The 16,935-nt window shown below is 49.7% G+C and carries 18 protein-coding genes; 7 read left to right on the plus strand and 11 right to left on the minus strand.

The genetic code is table 11. The annotated features are described in order from the left end of the window. Nucleotides 1-241: 241 nt before the first annotated feature. From NZD89_RS19780 to NZD89_RS19810, 7 genes are all read right to left on the minus strand, one after another. Complete coding sequence (locus NZD89_RS19780) at nt 242-1,801, minus strand: hypothetical protein (protein ID WP_268004437.1); 1,560 nt, start codon at nt 1,799-1,801, stop codon at nt 242-244. A 148-nt stretch (nt 1,802-1,949) separates the two neighbouring features. Continuing rightward, complete coding sequence (locus NZD89_RS19785) at nt 1,950-2,321, minus strand: VOC family protein (RefSeq protein ID WP_268004438.1); 372 nt, start codon at nt 2,319-2,321, stop codon at nt 1,950-1,952. Further along, nucleotides 2,315-2,899, minus strand: a complete 585-nt coding sequence (locus tag NZD89_RS19790; RefSeq protein WP_268004439.1) for a UbiX family flavin prenyltransferase — start codon at nt 2,897-2,899, stop codon at nt 2,315-2,317. The genes NZD89_RS19785 and NZD89_RS19790 overlap by 7 nt, the downstream gene beginning before the upstream one ends. 130 nt (nt 2,900-3,029) lie before the next feature. Beyond that, on the minus strand, nt 3,030-4,442 hold the full coding sequence (locus tag NZD89_RS19795; RefSeq protein ID WP_268004440.1) for a UbiD family decarboxylase: 1,413 nt from the start codon (nt 4,440-4,442) through the stop codon (nt 3,030-3,032). 234 nt (nt 4,443-4,676) lie between these two features. Continuing rightward, the gene (locus NZD89_RS19800; protein ID WP_268004441.1) at nt 4,677-5,552 is read right to left on the minus strand and encodes a LysR family transcriptional regulator; all 876 of its coding nucleotides are present in this window, start codon (nt 5,550-5,552) and stop codon (nt 4,677-4,679) included. Between the two features lie 110 nt (nt 5,553-5,662). After that, a complete protein-coding gene (locus NZD89_RS19805) occupies nt 5,663-6,127 on the minus strand; it encodes an NUDIX hydrolase (RefSeq protein ID WP_268004442.1) in 465 nt (154 codons plus the stop codon). A 127-nt stretch (nt 6,128-6,254) separates the two neighbouring features. Further along, nucleotides 6,255-7,139 (minus strand): SGNH/GDSL hydrolase family protein, encoded by an 885-nt coding sequence (locus tag NZD89_RS19810; protein WP_268004443.1) that lies wholly within the window; start codon nt 7,137-7,139, stop codon nt 6,255-6,257. Between the two features lie 167 nt (nt 7,140-7,306). Here NZD89_RS19810 and NZD89_RS19815 point away from each other — a divergent pair, with 167 nt between their 5' ends. The 4 genes from NZD89_RS19815 (at nt 7,307) to NZD89_RS19830 (ending at nt 10,063) form a co-directional block, all read left to right on the plus strand. Beyond that, complete coding sequence (locus NZD89_RS19815) at nt 7,307-7,567, plus strand: DUF2164 domain-containing protein (protein WP_268004444.1); 261 nt, start codon at nt 7,307-7,309, stop codon at nt 7,565-7,567. 141 nt (nt 7,568-7,708) lie between these two features. Further along, nucleotides 7,709-8,269, plus strand: a complete 561-nt coding sequence (locus NZD89_RS19820) for a nitroreductase family protein (protein WP_268004445.1) — start codon at nt 7,709-7,711, stop codon at nt 8,267-8,269. A gap of 427 nt (nt 8,270-8,696) precedes the next feature. Then, nucleotides 8,697-9,407, plus strand: coding sequence for an iron-containing redox enzyme family protein (locus NZD89_RS19825; RefSeq protein ID WP_268004446.1), 711 nt, complete (start codon nt 8,697-8,699; stop codon nt 9,405-9,407). Between the two features lie 173 nt (nt 9,408-9,580). Continuing rightward, the gene (locus NZD89_RS19830; RefSeq protein WP_268004447.1) at nt 9,581-10,063 is read left to right on the plus strand and encodes a C40 family peptidase; all 483 of its coding nucleotides are present in this window, start codon (nt 9,581-9,583) and stop codon (nt 10,061-10,063) included. A gap of 68 nt (nt 10,064-10,131) precedes the next feature. Here the strand turns inward: NZD89_RS19830 and NZD89_RS19835 are convergent, their stop codons facing one another. After that, nucleotides 10,132-11,373 carry an MFS transporter gene (locus NZD89_RS19835; RefSeq protein ID WP_268004448.1) on the minus strand — a complete coding sequence of 414 codons (1,242 nt, stop codon included), beginning with the start codon at nt 11,371-11,373 and terminating at the stop codon, nt 10,132-10,134. Between the two features lie 115 nt (nt 11,374-11,488). Beyond that, nucleotides 11,489-11,896 carry a MarR family winged helix-turn-helix transcriptional regulator gene (locus tag NZD89_RS19840; RefSeq protein ID WP_268004449.1) on the minus strand — a complete coding sequence of 136 codons (408 nt, stop codon included), beginning with the start codon at nt 11,894-11,896 and terminating at the stop codon, nt 11,489-11,491. A gap of 250 nt (nt 11,897-12,146) precedes the next feature. On the opposite strand from NZD89_RS19840, the gene NZD89_RS19845 reads away from it, so the two are divergent. After that, nucleotides 12,147-12,515, plus strand: coding sequence for a VOC family protein (locus NZD89_RS19845; RefSeq protein WP_268004450.1), 369 nt, complete (start codon nt 12,147-12,149; stop codon nt 12,513-12,515). Nucleotides 12,516-12,616: 101 nt separating this feature from the next. Here the strand turns inward: NZD89_RS19845 and NZD89_RS19850 are convergent, their stop codons facing one another. Both NZD89_RS19850 and NZD89_RS19855 read right to left on the minus strand, forming a co-directional pair. Continuing rightward, on the minus strand, nt 12,617-12,973 hold the full coding sequence (locus NZD89_RS19850; protein WP_268004451.1) for a hypothetical protein: 357 nt from the start codon (nt 12,971-12,973) through the stop codon (nt 12,617-12,619). A 136-nt stretch (nt 12,974-13,109) separates the two neighbouring features. Then, a complete protein-coding gene (locus NZD89_RS19855; protein ID WP_268004452.1) occupies nt 13,110-14,357 on the minus strand; it encodes an NAD-dependent epimerase/dehydratase family protein in 1,248 nt (415 codons plus the stop codon). 359 nt (nt 14,358-14,716) lie between these two features. Between NZD89_RS19855 and NZD89_RS19860 the strand changes: the two genes are divergently transcribed. Then, a complete protein-coding gene (locus NZD89_RS19860) occupies nt 14,717-15,841 on the plus strand; it encodes an XRE family transcriptional regulator (RefSeq protein WP_268004453.1) in 1,125 nt (374 codons plus the stop codon). 58 nt (nt 15,842-15,899) lie between these two features. Then, nucleotides 15,900-16,928 (plus strand): extracellular solute-binding protein, encoded by a 1,029-nt coding sequence (locus NZD89_RS19865; RefSeq protein WP_268004454.1) that lies wholly within the window; start codon nt 15,900-15,902, stop codon nt 16,926-16,928. Nucleotides 16,929-16,935 lie beyond the last annotated feature (7 nt).

A 16,935-nucleotide genomic window follows, 5' to 3' on the forward strand; every position in this document is an offset into this window, starting at 1 on the left:
AGAGGTGTACATGCCTCAGAGGTGTACATGCCGGGCGCACAAAGACAAACAGACGACCGAAGTCGTCTGTTTGCGATAGGCACGTTGACAACCACACAATTCACGAAAATTTTTTCGTTAATGCGCGACATCAACCTCCTGAAGTTATTGTGCCCGCCTTCACGCAACTTATACGTAAACGGTGGAGTCGGACAAAGTCGTCTTGCACACGGTACCACAGGGCGGCGTCCAGCAACGACAATCAGGTGCTGTTCGATATCTGTTCGTCGGCTGGCGAATCGCGATTCGCCGCAAATTCCTTCGGAGCGGCCACCCAGACAAGCAACAGGATCACTGCGGACACAAGCCATGCTAGCGCGTAATCCGGTGCTTCTCCCCAACCGAACCTGGGTGCGTTCATCAGACCAAGCCATGCGGAGAGAGCTGCGAAAAGCGACCACAGAGTAGCAGCTAAAAATTTCCGGTCGATCAACGAGACGGATATGGCCGTAATTACTAACACCAGCAACAAAAAACCGTTTGCCATCCCGCTAATCGGGTCCCAGTAGATGGCCTTATCTAACACCTGAGAAACGTGTGGGGAAAGATGAATCTTCAACGCTGCCAGGCTTTCTTGCATCGTAGATTGAATTAAATAGGCACCGGGAATGATGATCCCTAATAAAAAAGCGTTCACATACTTATGGTCGATATTTCTAATGGCTGTCCGGCCGACCCCGATGGAAACGTAGGCGATGACGGCGGCGCGTAACGACCATGGAAATAGGTCTATCGCAGGCATCGAGAGCCCCGCCATGACCACGAGCAGCATGACAATCGGAACCCAAAAATGGTAGGAGATCCTGGCACCGAGATGTTTATACGACGGATGTACGGCGTACATTACCGTGGGGATAATTCCACCGGAGACCCCGATGACAATGGAACATACACCATCCATCAGCAGTGTTTGACCAACTGAGTATTCATCGCCAACTTGTTGGGCGGCTTCAACTGAGGCTAAGTCTTGTAAGATGGCGTAGACAGACATCGGTACAATCACGGAGAAGTATGAAATGTCCCCCATCAAATACGCCATGAATTTAGGTGGCATATGCCATGGGGCCGTAAAATGCATACCACTCCAGGATATATGGATGTCACCTGTGGTTAGGCCGACCACGAGGACGACCATCCAAGCGACAAAAAACGGTGACAGGCTCCATTTCGTAAGTGGAATCTTTGCGAACACTCCGCAGAGTACCAGCGTTAAGGCGATAATGCCTAAAAGTGGACTGGAAAATAACCGGACGACGATGGTCCTGGACAAATAGCTGTACATCGCCGCAGCAAATACCGTCATGACCGCCGGTTTCGGGATAAGTTTTCGAATGTATCTCGTGAACGGCGCGCTCGCCAGCTTAAAGATTCCCATCCAAACTACCGCTGCAGCGCCGGCTGCCCAACTAGCCGACAAACTATGTGTACGCTGGTAGACTGGCAACATGATGGAAATGGCAAACGCAGTCGACGAGGGCACATTGATCCCAAACACTTGTGACGTGACGGTCCGCGCCCCAGTTCTCCTCGCAAGGCGGTGAGCGCTCCAAGTCACCCACAAACCTGCGAGCAAAAAACCGAGTGAAAATCCAGGAAGCATATGATCGACGGAAAAACCAAGTGGAATACCTACCCCCGCCAACAAGAGTGCCGGGATCGCCATATCCGTGATATTGACCCCGAAGTGACTGATCATCGCATCCATATCTCCTCGGTTCACGTGAAACCAATAAGGTTTCCACCTTGCGTCGTGCTCGTTCATCTTTATCGCCTCCAACGCTTTACAGGGCCTAGCAGAACAAGCCAGGCCACTTTAAGAAAACGCTTACAAACATGCCTCTTCCATACACATCTAGGCCCTCTACCGGGGGAAAGCCCCTTTTGCGCGCCCCCTTCATCTATTTGTTCATTTATGTGGACCGGGACCAAATTCTCCATACATTTCCACTTGGATCGATAAAGCCGGAGATTCTAAAATTCTCCTGTTCGTGAAACCGTATCGGTTCGACTTCTATATTGTGGATTTGCAAGTAGTGAATCATCTGATTCAAATCTTTCACCTCCAGCACGAGTCTAGTCTGGCTCGGCGACTCACCGGCCATTTCACGATTGCTATATATCGCAACAGCCGTCTGGGATGTTGGAATCGCGTAGAGGCACCAGCGATTGGTGGCATCGAGGTGGAGGATAGAAAACTTAAGAACATCCTCATAGAAGGTCCGAGCGCGGTCGAATTCTCGCACGGGAATTTCCGCAAAAGTAAGCCCCAGGTAATCTAGCACCGTACTCCCCCTCTCCAAGGCTGTCCGGATGTCCAGCGTTTGGTCCAATCATTGTCTATCCCAAACTGGTCAAGCGTTCGTGCCACCACATGATTGACCGCGTCGTCGAGGCTTCTTGGGCGATTGTAAAACGTGAGGACCGGTGGTAAAATGACTGCCCCCATTCGGGATAAGTGCAGCATGTTTTCGAGGTGAATATCGCTCAACGGACACTCCCTCGTAATCAGGACCAGTTTGCGCCGTTCCTTCAACACGACGTCCGCAGCCCGGCCGATCAGCGCATCGGCATAACCAACGCGAATGGCGGCTAGCGTTTTCATGCTGCATGGTGCGACGATCATGCCATCCGTTAGGAACGACCCGCTTGAAATCGACGCCGCTTGGTTGTCTTCCTTGTGCACGACGCTCGCGAGTCTTCGTACATCTTCCACTTTGTAATCCGTTTCGACTTGAATCGTCGTCTCTGCCCATTTTGAGAGGACTAGGTGCGTCTCCACCGCATACTCCCGCAATGCCTCCAGCATTCGAATTCCCAAAATCGCTCCAGTTGCTCCCGAGATGCCAACAATGATTCTCATGGCACTCCCTCCTAACCACTCTGTGATGGACGAATTCATCCACTCGCTACGCCTGTAAGACTGCCTCTAGCTCTGCTGCGCGAGACCCGCGAATGGAGGGCCATTTGCGGGTCACCGAGCGTGGTGTCAACTAGGACCAGTACTCACTCCAACGGGATCGCACAAGGTCCAGATGTTCCTGAGGTGGGAGGGCAATGGGAGGAAATTGGTGTTTGCGCGTCGCGTCGATCCCCATTTTCGACGACACGCGGCGAGATGCATCCAGTTGAGGGACGTCGTCGGCCGCCTGCGACGGATCCAGCCGTACTGCGGGCAGGTCTTCGATGATAAATACGTCTTTGTGAGGTTGAACTCGCCACGACAAGGCCCAGTTGAGCATGAATTGATCACGAACATCGATATCGTCGTCGACCACCACGCAGAACTTCCCCAGTGTTGGGTCGACAGACCAAGCCGCTAGCATCACTTGACGCACCTGTCCCTCGTGTTCCTTTTTCATGGAAATGGCCAGATATGCCGCTGCTCCTCCAGCCTCAAGTAAGTGCACGTCTTTTACGGGCAGTCGTAAATCACTTACTAGGTGCTTGTAGATACCAGCTTCGCGCCCGATACTGCGGATCATGCTCGACTCACTTGGCGGCATTTGACTTAGGAATGCTTGATAGATGGGCTGATTCCGATGCGTGATACACGTGATGTCCATCACATAGGACATCGCCTTGGGACCCATATATCCAGGGTACTCGCCGAATGGTCCCTCTTCTTCCAAGAAATTCGGCCTGAAAAACCCCTCGATCACGATTTCAGCCGACGCAGGCACCAGCAAGTCGTTGGTTTCGCACTTTACGACCTCTACTGCCTCACCCCGCAATCCTCCTGCAACCGACAATTCATCCAATCCGTAGATCATCCTCGATACAGAACAAAGGCCAATCGACGGGTCTGTTCCCAGCACGATGGCAACAGGAGTGGGTTCATTTCGTTCATTGTATTGATTCACGTGTTTACGGGCGTGCTGCACAAAGTTCACCCATACCCCGAGCTTATTGCGTTCCTTTAGCATCACCCGATATGTACCGACATTCTGTACGCCGGTGTCGGGATCTTTGGTGAATACAAATGGGGACGTCAAGTACGGTGCAGGATCTTTTCCAACCGTCCACGTTGGCACCGGAAACTTAAAAATATCGATATCGTCACCTTTTAAAATATTTTCCTTACAAGACCCGGTATCGACTACTCGCGGAGAGATGGGGTGATTTTGGGCATCGGACCACTTTTGTTGGACTTGGTCGAACTCGGTGTCCAACGCCTTGGCGTAAATCGACCGTGAACCACCCAAAATGCCGAATACGACTGAGCCAGTATAGCCCTTGACATTCGTGAACATCAGCGCTGGGCGTTCGGTCTCCGGAATCGATTGAAACGCAACGCGTCCCACCGCCGATATTTCCCAATCCTTGTCGACTTCGCGATCAATGACCTTCAGCTTCCCGATACGCTTCAGTGCATTCAAATACTCTCTCAAATCGCGGTAGCCCATATTTAGCACTCCTCTTGAATAATGGATTCATGAAAAGTGTACGGACTAAACTTCACGAGTTTTCAGAATTGTTCCTCTATATGAAATCTGGGGACCCAAATGATTTTTAGCCGCACCCAAAATTTATTTTTTGTCACCGTGGGCTTGTCCACCGTGCATACTCCTTACTACGAAAACTAGACCAAACGCGTTGTGTCGCGCAGGGACTAGAACGTTGAAGCTCATTCACCCACTTTAATCACCAAGCCCCAAAACGCGACGGATGAGTTGAACATTTCTTGATTGATGGGATTGTTGATGGTTGATCATATAGATTGGAAACTCCAGTACTGGCAAATTTTCAACGTGAATCGACGTTAGAACGCCACGCTCTAACTCCTTTTCTATTGATAAATACGGCATAAATGTTAGAAAGGCGCTCTGTAAGAGAATCTCCTTGGCAATTTCCATATTGTCAACTATCACATCTGTTTCAATCTCAATGTCGTATTCCTTGAGCTTGTTGTCGACCAACTTCCAGAAGCCATGCTTTCTCTGTGTTCTCATCAATTTATATTTCTTGACAACTTCATAAGTGATGTTTGATTCAAGTAATATCGGGTGATTGGACGAGGCCACCAAAACGACTCGTAACGATTCCTTCAGCTGGGTTAGGATGATGTCCGGGTGTTCGATCCGATGCGTCATGAACGCCATGTCTAGGTTACCGTCCAAAAGAAGACTCAATAGGCTCAACGACTCGGCTTGACGGACGATAAATTTGGCATTCTGGTTCCACTGATACACGAGTTTCAAAATTTTAGGTACGAAGTGGACCGCTAACGTCGAAGTCGCACCGATCAGAATTTCCTGCACTTGCTGCCCTACCTCTACCTTTGCCTGTTCAACGAGATCGATGATTTGTTGAGCGTACTCCAACAACCTTCTACCTGCCGCAGTTAACTCTAGTGCTCCGTCAAACCGTTGGAGCAATGTCACACCAATTTCGGATTCGAGATTCTTGATTCGACTTGTCACAGCAGGTTGAGCCAAGTGAAGCACCTTCGCAGTCGCCGTGAAGTTCCTGGTTCTGGCCACACTAACAAAAGCAACTAGCTGGTCGAACGTCATTCCTTCTCACCTCTGTTGAACTAGGTCCGATACCTTACGAGCTCAGCGACTGAATCGTGATTCGTCTCACATAAACATTCGTGGTAACAGGGCTCACTGCTGATCACGATTTACACTGAGGCACACTTGTGTTGAATATAGAAGTCAATCACAGGCTTATCGAGTGGATTGATGTTCGCTGGGAGATCTGTATGGAAGAACCACTTTACCTCCAAGCTTTCATCTTCGTCCACTTTTATCTCACCTGTGAACTCGGTGGTCGTATAAATGACTGAAGCCACGTAGACCTCGTGTCCGTTTGGATAGCGATAAAACGCATCTCGTCCCGAATGCACGTACAACAGTTCCAACTCGCCTGCAACGAGCCCTGTCTCTTCTAAAAGCTCTCGCCGCGCCGTCTCTTCAAAACTTTCCCCAAGCTCCATCGATCCCCCAGGTAATCCCCAGCAGTCGTTATCACTCCTATGCTGCAACAGGAGTTGGCCGTCGTTGACAACAACAATGGCAGCGGCGGCCATAATCAACGGCTGCGACCCTAACACTTTTCTCAAATCCAAGATATACCCAGACATCATAACGCCCCTCAAATCAACTTTAACGATTCATCATCTTGTTCGTCTCACACAGTCTCATACCCCAGTGTTATCCAGGAAAGGAATATGCGCAATAGGGTGATTTGCCTATCAGATAGCCAACTGCCCTTCAACTCTTCGTTGTCGCGAGCAAGAACCTCTGGATGAAATCTTGTGCTAGAAGATTTCCTGCCAGTGCGTGACCAGCTGCATTCGGATGCCAGCTATCCGCCTCGTACATTTTGATATTTTGGTGATGTGACTCGATGTATTGATCCATTTGCTCTGCCAAAGGAAGCACATAGATATTCGGGTTGTGGAACCCGTCGACGACGTCCATCTCCGCTTGTACATACGCGTTCAGTGGCGCCTTGTAATAGGTTTCTGACGCATAGGTTGAAGGAGGCGTCACGATGACGACGACGACGTGTTGATTCATCGCGCTTTCAATTTCGTCGTGTAAAGCCTGTTTAATCTGGCTCATAGGTGTTTTCTTAAAAATGTCGTCAAGCATGCCAAACGATATCACGAGCATATTCGGCTTGTAGTCGTTAAACAGGCGTGCCATTTGGCTATCGTTGAGAAACGTGCGACTGAGCTGCGTATCATCGTACTGAATGGGGCCGTATCCCACCTTCGATTGGTTGATGAAGTGGTAACTCACGTCCTGTGTGGAATTGATCGTACGGAACGCCCTGGCTAAGTAGCCACCTTCGCCTGCACTATCGCCCGTGCCATCTGCGGCCGATCCGCCGATGGCCACCACGGTGTACGTTTGGCCCTTCTTCGGAGCGACGGGCCAGATGGTCCACGGGTTTTGTGGGGACGCGACGGGCAGTGTTTTGATCAGACTCTGCGAATGACTACCAGTCGTATGAGATACGGTCTTGATAGAGGCCGCCGACATCCGCTCAACGGACGGCCGTTTGGCTCTCTGTTGTACCGAATAGATAGAGGTAGTAGATACCAGGACGGCGAGCAACCCGGTGCACAGCCAGAATCTCTTCCTATTCATTCGCCCCTCTTCTCTCCCCTCGACAGCGGTAGTGGCAATCCAAACGGTGTGACGGAAAATATGGTAAAGTGTTGAATCATCGTCCGTACGCCGCTGGATGTTGGGATTAAGTGAACGGACGTGTCCAATGATACCGGGTCAATCGTTGAGATCGGAGACATGATAACATGCTGGTATTGAAAATCCCTAAAGAATACAAACAAATGGTCATCCGCAACATCCAATCATATTTTGATGATGAACTATCGGAGACCATCGGTGAACTCGCTGCCGAAAACTTGTTAGATTTCATGATCAAACAGCTGGGACCGACCATTTACAACCAGGCGATTCGCGATGCCAGAGCCGTTGTCATTCAACAGATGGAGCGAGTCGACGACGAGATTTACGCGCTTGAGCAATCGGTAGAATTGCGACATCGCGACTGAACAACACAAGTTTTCGTCCACATCGGCGAAATACCTGAGCCTTCCCGCGTGTGTTTCCACCACAACCATTGTATAATCGTAAGAAAATAACCTTTTGCAAGTAGACTGTTTGGTATGCAGAAACAAGGAGGATTTGTTCGAATGGCACGTCATTCCGATTACCCAATTGATGATTTGTTTCTAAACCGGTGGTCACCACGCGCCTTTTCCGAAAAAAAGGTTCCCACTGAGATTGTATACTCCATTTTAGAAGCTGCACGCTTTGCACCGTCTGCATCCAATTTCCAACCTTGGCGCTTCGTCATTGCACAAACCGACGAAGAATTGGCGACGTTCGCCGAATTTATCTTACCCGGGAATCGGTTGTGGACGGATCATAAAGTACCTGTACTGATCCTCCTTCTCTCGGACAAGTATCGCCCAAACGGCGAGCCGAATCCGTACCACGCCTTTGATGCGGGTGCTGCGTGGCAGAATCTCGCACTCCAAGCACACAAACTCGGATTAGCGACACATGCAATGGGCGGCTTTGACAAGGCGAAGGCCCGCGAATTGCTTCAGATTCCCGAACAATTCGAGGTTTTAACGTTAATTGCCCTAGGATATCAAGGTGACAAGAGCGATCTGCCGGAACAGCTCCAGGAACGCGAAATGCCAAATGACCGCCGACCGCTTTCGGAGAGTATCGTGTCATTTAAGTGAGATGGCCAGACCAGGGTTTCGCATAACTATCGTCACAAAGAGAGCCTGTTGCCGAGTGGCAGCAGGCTTGAATGTCTTTCATGACATAAATCTCGCGATGTGTCGTGCAAAAAACGTACCAAGTGATTTCCAAGAGACGAGCGCGATCGACTAGCGACCACCACACCAGCCAAGGAATTACAGTACAAGCACAAAGGAGCCACCAATTGGGCGAAAAGAGGTCATGGTGTACCCAATGGGAAAATTGCGCATGCAATAACTGTGTACGTATTTGTTGCACATCATTAAACGAGGGGTACTCGCTCATAACTGGTCACCTGAATTCCGGCATTTACCACTGACATTCTTGCCATCGACTAAATTGGATAAACTTTAGCGATGTAGTTTGTTACACTGAGAGCTGTGAAATTTTTTAGGAGGATGCATGATGTTCAATACATACAAAGATGTCGAAACAGCTATCGACCAGGTCGTTCAAGAGGAATTTACAAATGGCGTGTTTCTCAGCGCTTTAAGAAATGGTGAATACAGCATACCGCAAATTCAATATTTTGCTGTCCAATATTCGTATTACAGCCGCCACTTCCCTCGCGTGTTGGGCGCGGCAATCTCGGCGATGCCTCCCCTCGATACTTGGTGGGTCCCACTGGCCGACAACCTCTGGGACGAGGCAGGTCATGGAGCGGTCGGGAAGTCCCACGAACAACTGTATAAGACATTCCTTCTATCCGTGTATCCAGACGTTCAATTGGATGACAAAGGTATTCCGAAGCAGCCGATATCGCCCGCTGTGCAGAACGCCATACAAACCTTTATCGATTTTTTCCGCGACGCTTCTCCTCTAGAAGCGATGGCTGCAGTCGGGTTGGGATCAGAGATGTTCGCTGGAGCGGTCATGGGGGACATCGCAAACGGTCTGAGGCATCCGAATTACAGTGAGCGACCCCTCAACCTCCTGTTCTGGGACGTTCACGCAGACGAACACGAGCCGAGACACTATCAGTTGTGCAAAGACATCCTCGTTCGGTTCACAGGGACGAACGACCTCGAAACCATGTACCATGTCGGATCGAACATCGCCAAGTCAGAAGCACTCATGTATACACAACTTCATCACGAAATGCTTCAGCGAGGATAATGCTTTCAATCAGTCGGAAAACGGGCGTGATACAGCCTGTTTTCCGCATCGTTTTACATCGGCTAGAATCCACGCTCGTCCTCACTCATCTACATTAGAATATTTAAAAAATTAGATCCAAACCTTTCACGGTGAGCATAGCATGGAGATATAGGCTGTCGGAGGTGTCAGTCATGCGTGCTTCCGAATTACAAATCGCGGATTTGGTGTTTATCCGCGGAAATCGCTTGCTCGATCTCCCCGTCAAGATGTTCACCCAAAGCAAATATACGCATGTCGCAGGCTATTGTGGAACCGGGTTGGTCATCGAGGCGCAAGGATTGCGGGAAACCGGCTTCGAGGCGTTGAGTACCTATAAAGGCGTAGTCGATGTATATCGCCATCCGCATCTCACACAAACGCAGAAGCAGGACATTATGGCGTTTGTCCACAAAGAGGTTGGTGGTCGATACGACTACCTCCTACTAGGCTGGGAGGCCGTCAGACACGTCTTTGGCGTATTCCTGCCCCACCTCAAAACGAAACGACGAATATGCTCCACGCTCTGGGCGGATGCGTACAAATCAGCCGGTGTGAATTTGTGTCCACAACATACATATCCAACACCCTCTGATTTGACCAAATCAACCTATTTAAAGAAAGTGGGGACGTATTAGCTGCATACCACCAGACACAAGTGAGCTATCCGCGTAAGCCAACAGCCCACTTGTCTCCCGGCAGTCACTCATGCTGTGTCTGCCGTCTCTTTTGGTTCCTTTACTTTCAAACGAACCCACAACATATTGCATAGATATAACGCGCCAGCCACACCGAGCATCACTCGAATACCAAGAAACGCGGAACCGACGCCCCCAAGTAACGGACCTGCAAAACTTCCTAAAAATGTTGCACTTGAAGTGAAACCGTAAATTTGGCCACGCTTGTCACTTGGAGCCATGCGGCCAATCAAGGCGTTTGCCGTAGGCAAAATTCCCCCGATGAACATGCCGAGGCCAAATCGGGAAGCCACGAAGACCCAGATGTTCGGCGCCAGTGCTTGCGGGAGATAAAACAGTCCTGCACCCGTCATGCAAATCGTCAAGACGCGTCGATAGCCAATTTTGTCGCTTCGCTTCCCGAGAAACGGGGATGCGATGAGATCAGCGAGTCCGGTGGCCGCGAAGGCGAACCCTGCTACGGTGTTCAGATATCCCACATTTCCTGCCAGCTCTTTCATAAATACGGAGAGTACAGGCTGAACGCTCATCACCGTGAACTGGGTCAAGAATAGGACCACAAACATCGACTGAACGGTCTTGAACTGCTTAATCGACTTAAACTGTCCAATGAGAGACGGTTTCCTATTCGCCACAGCACGCTGGACCTGTGGTTCTTTAATCCATAGTAGAGTAATGATAAATGCGATAAAGGCAAAAATGGTCGTGAGAAAAAATACCATGTGATAGTTGTTGTGAAAGTAGTCTGCAGCCACGCCACCAAGCAGCGGACCCACGAGCGTTCCGACCATACTGGACGTTTGCATCCAACCGAGCGAGAATCCTAGCCTGTCTTGCGGGATGACGCTTGCAACCAGTGCGATAGAAGCAGCGGAAAACCCACTAAACGATCCCTGTAACGCCCGAATGATCATCAGTTGCCAAGTACTTTGCGCCAAGCCGAGTATGCCTGTGAAAATGGCGATGGCGATAGTGGAGCGCAACACCATCATCTTGCGACCACGCCTGTCGGACATCGCTCCCCAAAATGGAGACATGATGGCCGCCATTAACGGTGTCATACCTTGAATGATTCCTGTGAGCATGTCTACATGACGTAGATTATGTACGCCGAGCTGTTCAACGTAAAGCGCCATAAACGGATTTGAACTGGAAAATGCGATGGACATACAAAACTGAACGCCTGCCATGATCCATAATGTCATCTTCCACGAAGGTCTTGCCCTACTCTCTACCTGTTGCCCGCTCATCTAAAATATTCCTTTCTGTGTGTCACCATGCGAGCCAGAGTACCCATATACTGGATATCGACAAGTTGCACTTTGAGACACCTCGAAGTTGGTTGAAATCCACAGGAAGATCCCATCACCTCCCGTCATCGGTCAGATCGACTTTCTTGAGAAGCTGATTCAACATCCTGCGTTCGTCCGAAGAAAGCGAAGTGAGTAATTCGTTCAACCGTGACAGGTAGACCTCATCTGCTTCGGCAAGTACTTTCACTCCGCGCTCTGTGAGAAACACTTTCACGTGGCGTGCATCATGGACTTGACGACGACGTTCGATATATCCTTCGTTTTCGAGTGAGTCCAGCATACGTGTTGCACCTGCAGCTGTAATTTCTAGGAAATTAGACAGATCTTTCACGCCGATTCCATCTGCAGACGCGATGGTCTGTAAAAATCTCCTTTGTGGACGCGACAAACAGCCATACCGACGACCGAGTTTTTGGTATAGCCGGTCCAATAACCTTCCAATACTTTTTACGTCTTCCAAAAACAATCCACCCCGACGAAATTATTTAACTAACTCAATTTAATATTAACATACGCCAAGCCGTCTCCAAAGTTTACACGGGCTAATGAGGCCGCCAACGACGTCCTGCGTTGGGTTAAATTCGAAAAAAGTGCCCCTGACTATACAGGGCGCGCGGTTGTTTGATTTTGGGGATTCTTGATTCCGTGATAACGTATTGGGTAAAATCAACAAACCGCGATGAACATCGAAGCATTGATCGGAGGATATCATGCTCAAAATTAAATTCTGTACCATTCCTGTGACGGACCAAGAACGAGCACTACAATTCTATACGGAAAAACTAGGGTGTGAAGTGTTAACAGATCAACCATTCGGGAATGGGACTCGGTGGATCGAGGTAGCGTGGCCCGAGCGAGAAACAGCGTTTGTTCTCTTTACACCACCGGGGATGGATGACCGTATTGGTGGGTTTTCAATGGCATCCCTAAGCACGGATAACATCGAGGACACCTACAGCCATCTCGGTTCTAAAGGTGTAGAGTTTGTTGAACCCCCCACGCGTCAACCTTGGGGCATACAAGCAATTTTCAAGGATAGTGAAGGAAACTCCTTCGTTCTAACTCAAGAACAGGCGTAAGCTCGAGAGGCCATCGAAGGTCCGACCGAGGATGACCTCTTGTTCGTGTCGTGTGTACCGCTGTCAAGTAAGCCAGTTGCCCCTATACGAATTGTATGTCCTCAATTCGTAATACTCTGGACTAGTTGCTGTTTGTCGATTCCGTGACTCTCCGCGACTTCGAGCAGCGACTGTCCACTATTCAAATTGGACTGTAGCGTCGAGGCGTCGATACCGCAAGTCTGTGCGACACTGGTGAGTAAGGCCGAAGGATCGAGGCCCAACTTGTTCCCCAGGTCAGTTAATGGCTTTACGATCACCGATGTAGTTGAGCTCGTAGTACTGCCCGTACTGTTCGATGTAGCTCCGAACGAAAACCCTTTTTCTCCGAGCTGTTTCTTCAGATTTATCGACTGATTATTAAGCTGCGTCTTCTCTTGGACCCAATCGTCCTGGCGGTAGCAAGTATGTCCCGACATATAACCGTCGGCGCATGCCGCTAATTAGCTATAAAAAAAGCGCAACCAGCAAAACTGGTGCGCTTTCCATCAACATAATTTTTCTGCTTCCTAGCTGTACCAAACGACGAATCGGCCACCCGAGAGGCAATATCCCTTATCTGCGGTCGTTGTCTACCTTCACGTAACTTGCGTTCTGATCAGGCACACCCACCTGTTGATCTTTTGTCCAAGTACTGGTGGCTGGAATTTTGGAAATGTCTGCCCGATGCGCGTATCGCTTAGCGACATCGGTAACTTCCAAAAGTACCCCTTCCGCTAAGGTGGTAGGATTTAAGCCTCTCTCAAGAAACAGTTCATGTTTCGCATGCAGCTCGTTTTCCGCCGCCTCTTTACGAGGATTATGGACATAAGCTATCTCTGCACCAGTTAACCGTCCGACCAGTTCAGCCAAGTCACGTACCTTGTGCGTCTCCGTCATCTGGTTGAAAATCATGACCCTGTCGCCGTGGCTAGGAGGATTTTCAATCGCTAGTTGGATACAACGAACGGTGTCCTGAATATGGATGAAGGCACGCATCTGGCCGCCGGTGCCATGCACAGTCAATGGATAGCCGATAGCCGCCTGCATCAAGAATCTATTCAGGACGGTCCCATAATCGCCATCGTAATCAAAACGGTTGATTAGACGTTCGTCGAGCATCGTCTCCCGCGTATTGGTTCCCCAAACAATGCCCTGGTGCAAATCCGTGATTCGGATGCCATCGTTTTTGTTGTAAAAATGGAAGAGCAATTGGTCCTGAGTTTTCGTCATATGATAAATCGACCCAGGATTCGCAGGATAGAGGATCTGCTGTTGAATTCGCTCACCAGTCTCCGTCGGAACCTCAATGTCCAGATAGCCTTCCGGTATCTTCATCCCTGCCGTGCCATAACCATAGACGCCCATTGTTCCTAGGTGAACTAAATGGATATCCAGCTCGGAATCGACAATTGCAGAGAGCACGTTGTTCGTGGCATTCAAATTGTTGTCGACCGTGTACCTCTTATGCTTGGCCGATTTCATCGAATACGGAGCGGAACGCTGCTCAGCAAAGTGCACAATGACATCCGGGCACTCCGTCTTTACGACGTCTAACAGCAGCTCGTAGTCCTTCGCAAGGTTGATATTGTAAAACTTGATGCTCTGACCAGAAACATCCTTCCAAACCTGAAGGCGAGTACCCATGGGCTGAATCGGGGTGAGAGACTGGATTTCCAGTTCATTGTCAATGTTGCGCCGAGACAAATTATCCACGATCACGACCTCGTGACCTAAATTAGACAAGTGAAGGCTGGTGGGCCACCCGCAAAACCCATCACCGCCCAAAATGATGATCTTTTTTTGTTCTTTATTACTCAACACAAAGCACCCATTTCGTTGATAAATTGTAAGTAATAAGGAAGTTCCGTCTATCCATTCCTCAACCTGACGGCTTCTTCAAGGGACATTTTACGCGAGACCCTTTTGAATTCGACGTAAACATCGAGATCCCTCTGTAAAGTGAACGGCCACCAAATATGACCGAACACTCAGCCTATTTGTAATTGTTTCCCCAAACAATCGTTTGACACGATAATCTATGCATCGGCACCGAACACCTCTGACATGGTAGCTTCGTTTCGTCTCTGAATTAGAATACCCTATTCAGCGACCCGAGTGACAAGAATAATTGACACTCAAGAAAACTGTATTTTACAATTCTGCGTAAGGGGGCGGGGTATTTGTTAGAGAATCAAGTTCGAGAATTGCGACGCCGTTGCCATATGTCACAAACTCAGCTTGCTTCTTTAGTGAATGTGTCTCGCCAAACAATTCAATCCATCGAGTCGGGGAGTGTGATTCCCAGCACCCTGATTTCGCTCCGCCTAGCACGCGTATTTGGTGTGAGTGTCGAAGAGATCTTTCGTGAACAACATGACGTTCCGTCCAAAGTTGCTTTTCTAGGCGACGAAGAACTGGAATTGGGAGACCGTGTCATCGTCGCTCAAATTGACGGTAAACAAGTCGCACACCGCGCCGCTTTTCAACTCGGACAACACATCCCCACCGCCCCGCAGGCAAATATCGTGACCCAGCGGTTAGACGGAGATCAGGTCGAACTAGCCCACTTTGGACGCGACGAGATGATGGCGTGGACCATTCTGTGCGGTTGTGATCCCTCACTCGGGCTGTTGGCGTCACACGCATCCAACGCGCACGTATCCTCTCCGGTCTATTGGATAAACGCAGATAACGGAAAGGCAGCAAGGTTGTTGAGCAAGGGATCGATTCAAATTGCGGCCATTCATCAACCATCTTCCACCCCAGTATCTACGCAGACATGTAATGGTATATCTGAGCCTTGTTATCGTATCCACCTCGCATCCTGGGAACTCGGTTGGGTCGTGAAACGCGGTAACCCATGCGGTTTTTCCGATGCGTTTGATCTCGCGGGTGGGAAAATAAGACTGGTCAATCGCCCCGTAGGTGCAGGTGCCCGTACACTGTTGGATGAACGCCTGAGTGCATTTGGCGTAATGCCAGATACAGTAGCCCAGTACAGCTGGACCGTAGCTGGCCACACGCAAGTGGCCATGGCTATCGAGGCAGGCGTTGCAGACGTCGGCATCGCCATTGCGGGTGTCGCGACTGCGATGCATTTAGACTTTATTCCTATCCAAGAAGAACAGTGTGAACTATGGCTTCCCAAGAGACACTTCCAACAAAGTGGAGTACAGCGCATGCTGGATTCCTTGTCGTCGGACGTGTTCCGTTGGGACTTGGCCCGTTTCGGTCCGTATAACACAAAGCACACAGGCAGCTTTGATGAACGCTACAGTTTGGGTAAAGCGCCCCTGAATCCCTGAAACATAGATTTAAAAAATGATTTATTGGCGCCGCACCCCCAGGAAGGAAGGTTTACATATGAAAGCATTACGAACAGGTAGTCGAATTGTGTTCACGGGAATTGGACTTGCAGCTTGTCTCTCGGCAGTCGGCTGCGGCACCGCCAATCAGACCACTGCCAACAACGCCAAAAGCTCGACCTCATCTTCTGCGGCAAAGGCAACCGGTACGGCCAATGTCGCCTATGCAGGCTCCCTACAATTGACGAATGATAGCTACGTCAAACCTCTGTTTCAAACGCAGACCGGCTACGCCTATCAGGGGTATGGCAATGGTGCAGACGCTGTCGCAAGCATGATCAAATCTGGGCAAATCACGCCAAACGTCTTTGAGAGTATCGGTACGGGACCCATCCAGTCCCTTGGCGCTAAGTACACGGACTGGGCGGTTGGGTTCGCGAGTTCGCCGCTCGTGATCGCATACTCCAAGAAGTCTCCTTATGCAACCCAGCTAGAGGCAATTGCCAAGGGAAAAGAACCACTCTCAGACCTTTTTACACTCATGGAGAAACCTGACTTTCATCTCGGGCGGACGGATCCCAACACAGACCCGCAAGGCCAATACTTTGTCATGATGACACATCTTGCACAAGCGCAACTCCACTTACCGGCAGGTACGGCGAATAAGGTGCTCGGATCTCTCGACAACCCAAATCAAGTGTATAATGAGACCGATATCCTGGCCCGCCTTCAAGCCGGCCAATTGGATGCTTCGAGCGCATATCTGCCGGAAGCGATTCAGCAACATCTTCCTTATATCACACTGCCTGATACCATTAACATGGGCAATCCGTCCGATGCCAAACTTTACGCATCGCAGCACTTGAAACTATCAAACGGCAAAACGGTGTCCGGTACACCCATTGAGGTCTATGCCACGACCATCAAGGGTACTCCGGACCAGGATGCGGGAACCGCATTTGCCAAACTCACTTTGTCAAAGCAAGGACTGCAAATTTATCAAAAGATGGGCTATACACTGACGCCATTTAAAGTCTGGGGAAATAAAGCGGATGTACCCAAAGCAATTGAGGATGAAATCGAGTAACGATAGT

The organism is Alicyclobacillus fastidiosus, assembly GCF_026651875.1.
Lineage (GTDB): Bacteria > Bacillota > Bacilli > Alicyclobacillales > Alicyclobacillaceae > Alicyclobacillus > Alicyclobacillus fastidiosus.

What these genes read in the sequence shown, in the direction of transcription:
- NZD89_RS19780 (WP_268004437.1), bottom strand. Translation starts at nt 1,801, where the DNA reads ATGAACGAGCACGACGCAAGGTGGAAACCTTATTGGTTTCACGTGAAC.
- NZD89_RS19790 (WP_268004439.1), bottom strand. Translation starts at nt 2,899, where the DNA reads ATGAGAATCATTGTTGGCATCTCGGGAGCAACTGGAGCGATTTTGGGA.
- NZD89_RS19795 (WP_268004440.1), bottom strand. Translation starts at nt 4,442, where the DNA reads ATGGGCTACCGCGATTTGAGAGAGTATTTGAATGCACTGAAGCGTATC.
- NZD89_RS19800 (WP_268004441.1), bottom strand. Translation starts at nt 5,552, where the DNA reads ATGACGTTCGACCAGCTAGTTGCTTTTGTTAGTGTGGCCAGAACCAGG.
- NZD89_RS19805 (WP_268004442.1), bottom strand. Translation starts at nt 6,127, where the DNA reads ATGATGTCTGGGTATATCTTGGATTTGAGAAAAGTGTTAGGGTCGCAG.
- NZD89_RS19810 (WP_268004443.1), bottom strand. Translation starts at nt 7,139, where the DNA reads ATGAATAGGAAGAGATTCTGGCTGTGCACCGGGTTGCTCGCCGTCCTG.
- NZD89_RS19815 (WP_268004444.1), top strand. Translation starts at nt 7,307, where the DNA reads ATGCTGGTATTGAAAATCCCTAAAGAATACAAACAAATGGTCATCCGC.
- NZD89_RS19820 (WP_268004445.1), top strand. Translation starts at nt 7,709, where the DNA reads ATGGCACGTCATTCCGATTACCCAATTGATGATTTGTTTCTAAACCGG.
- NZD89_RS19825 (WP_268004446.1), top strand. Translation starts at nt 8,697, where the DNA reads ATGTTCAATACATACAAAGATGTCGAAACAGCTATCGACCAGGTCGTT.
- NZD89_RS19830 (WP_268004447.1), top strand. Translation starts at nt 9,581, where the DNA reads ATGCGTGCTTCCGAATTACAAATCGCGGATTTGGTGTTTATCCGCGGA.
- NZD89_RS19835 (WP_268004448.1), bottom strand. Translation starts at nt 11,373, where the DNA reads ATGAGCGGGCAACAGGTAGAGAGTAGGGCAAGACCTTCGTGGAAGATG.
- NZD89_RS19845 (WP_268004450.1), top strand. Translation starts at nt 12,147, where the DNA reads ATGCTCAAAATTAAATTCTGTACCATTCCTGTGACGGACCAAGAACGA.
- NZD89_RS19850 (WP_268004451.1), bottom strand. Translation starts at nt 12,973, where the DNA reads ATGTCGGGACATACTTGCTACCGCCAGGACGATTGGGTCCAAGAGAAG.
- NZD89_RS19865 (WP_268004454.1), top strand. Translation starts at nt 15,900, where the DNA reads ATGAAAGCATTACGAACAGGTAGTCGAATTGTGTTCACGGGAATTGGA.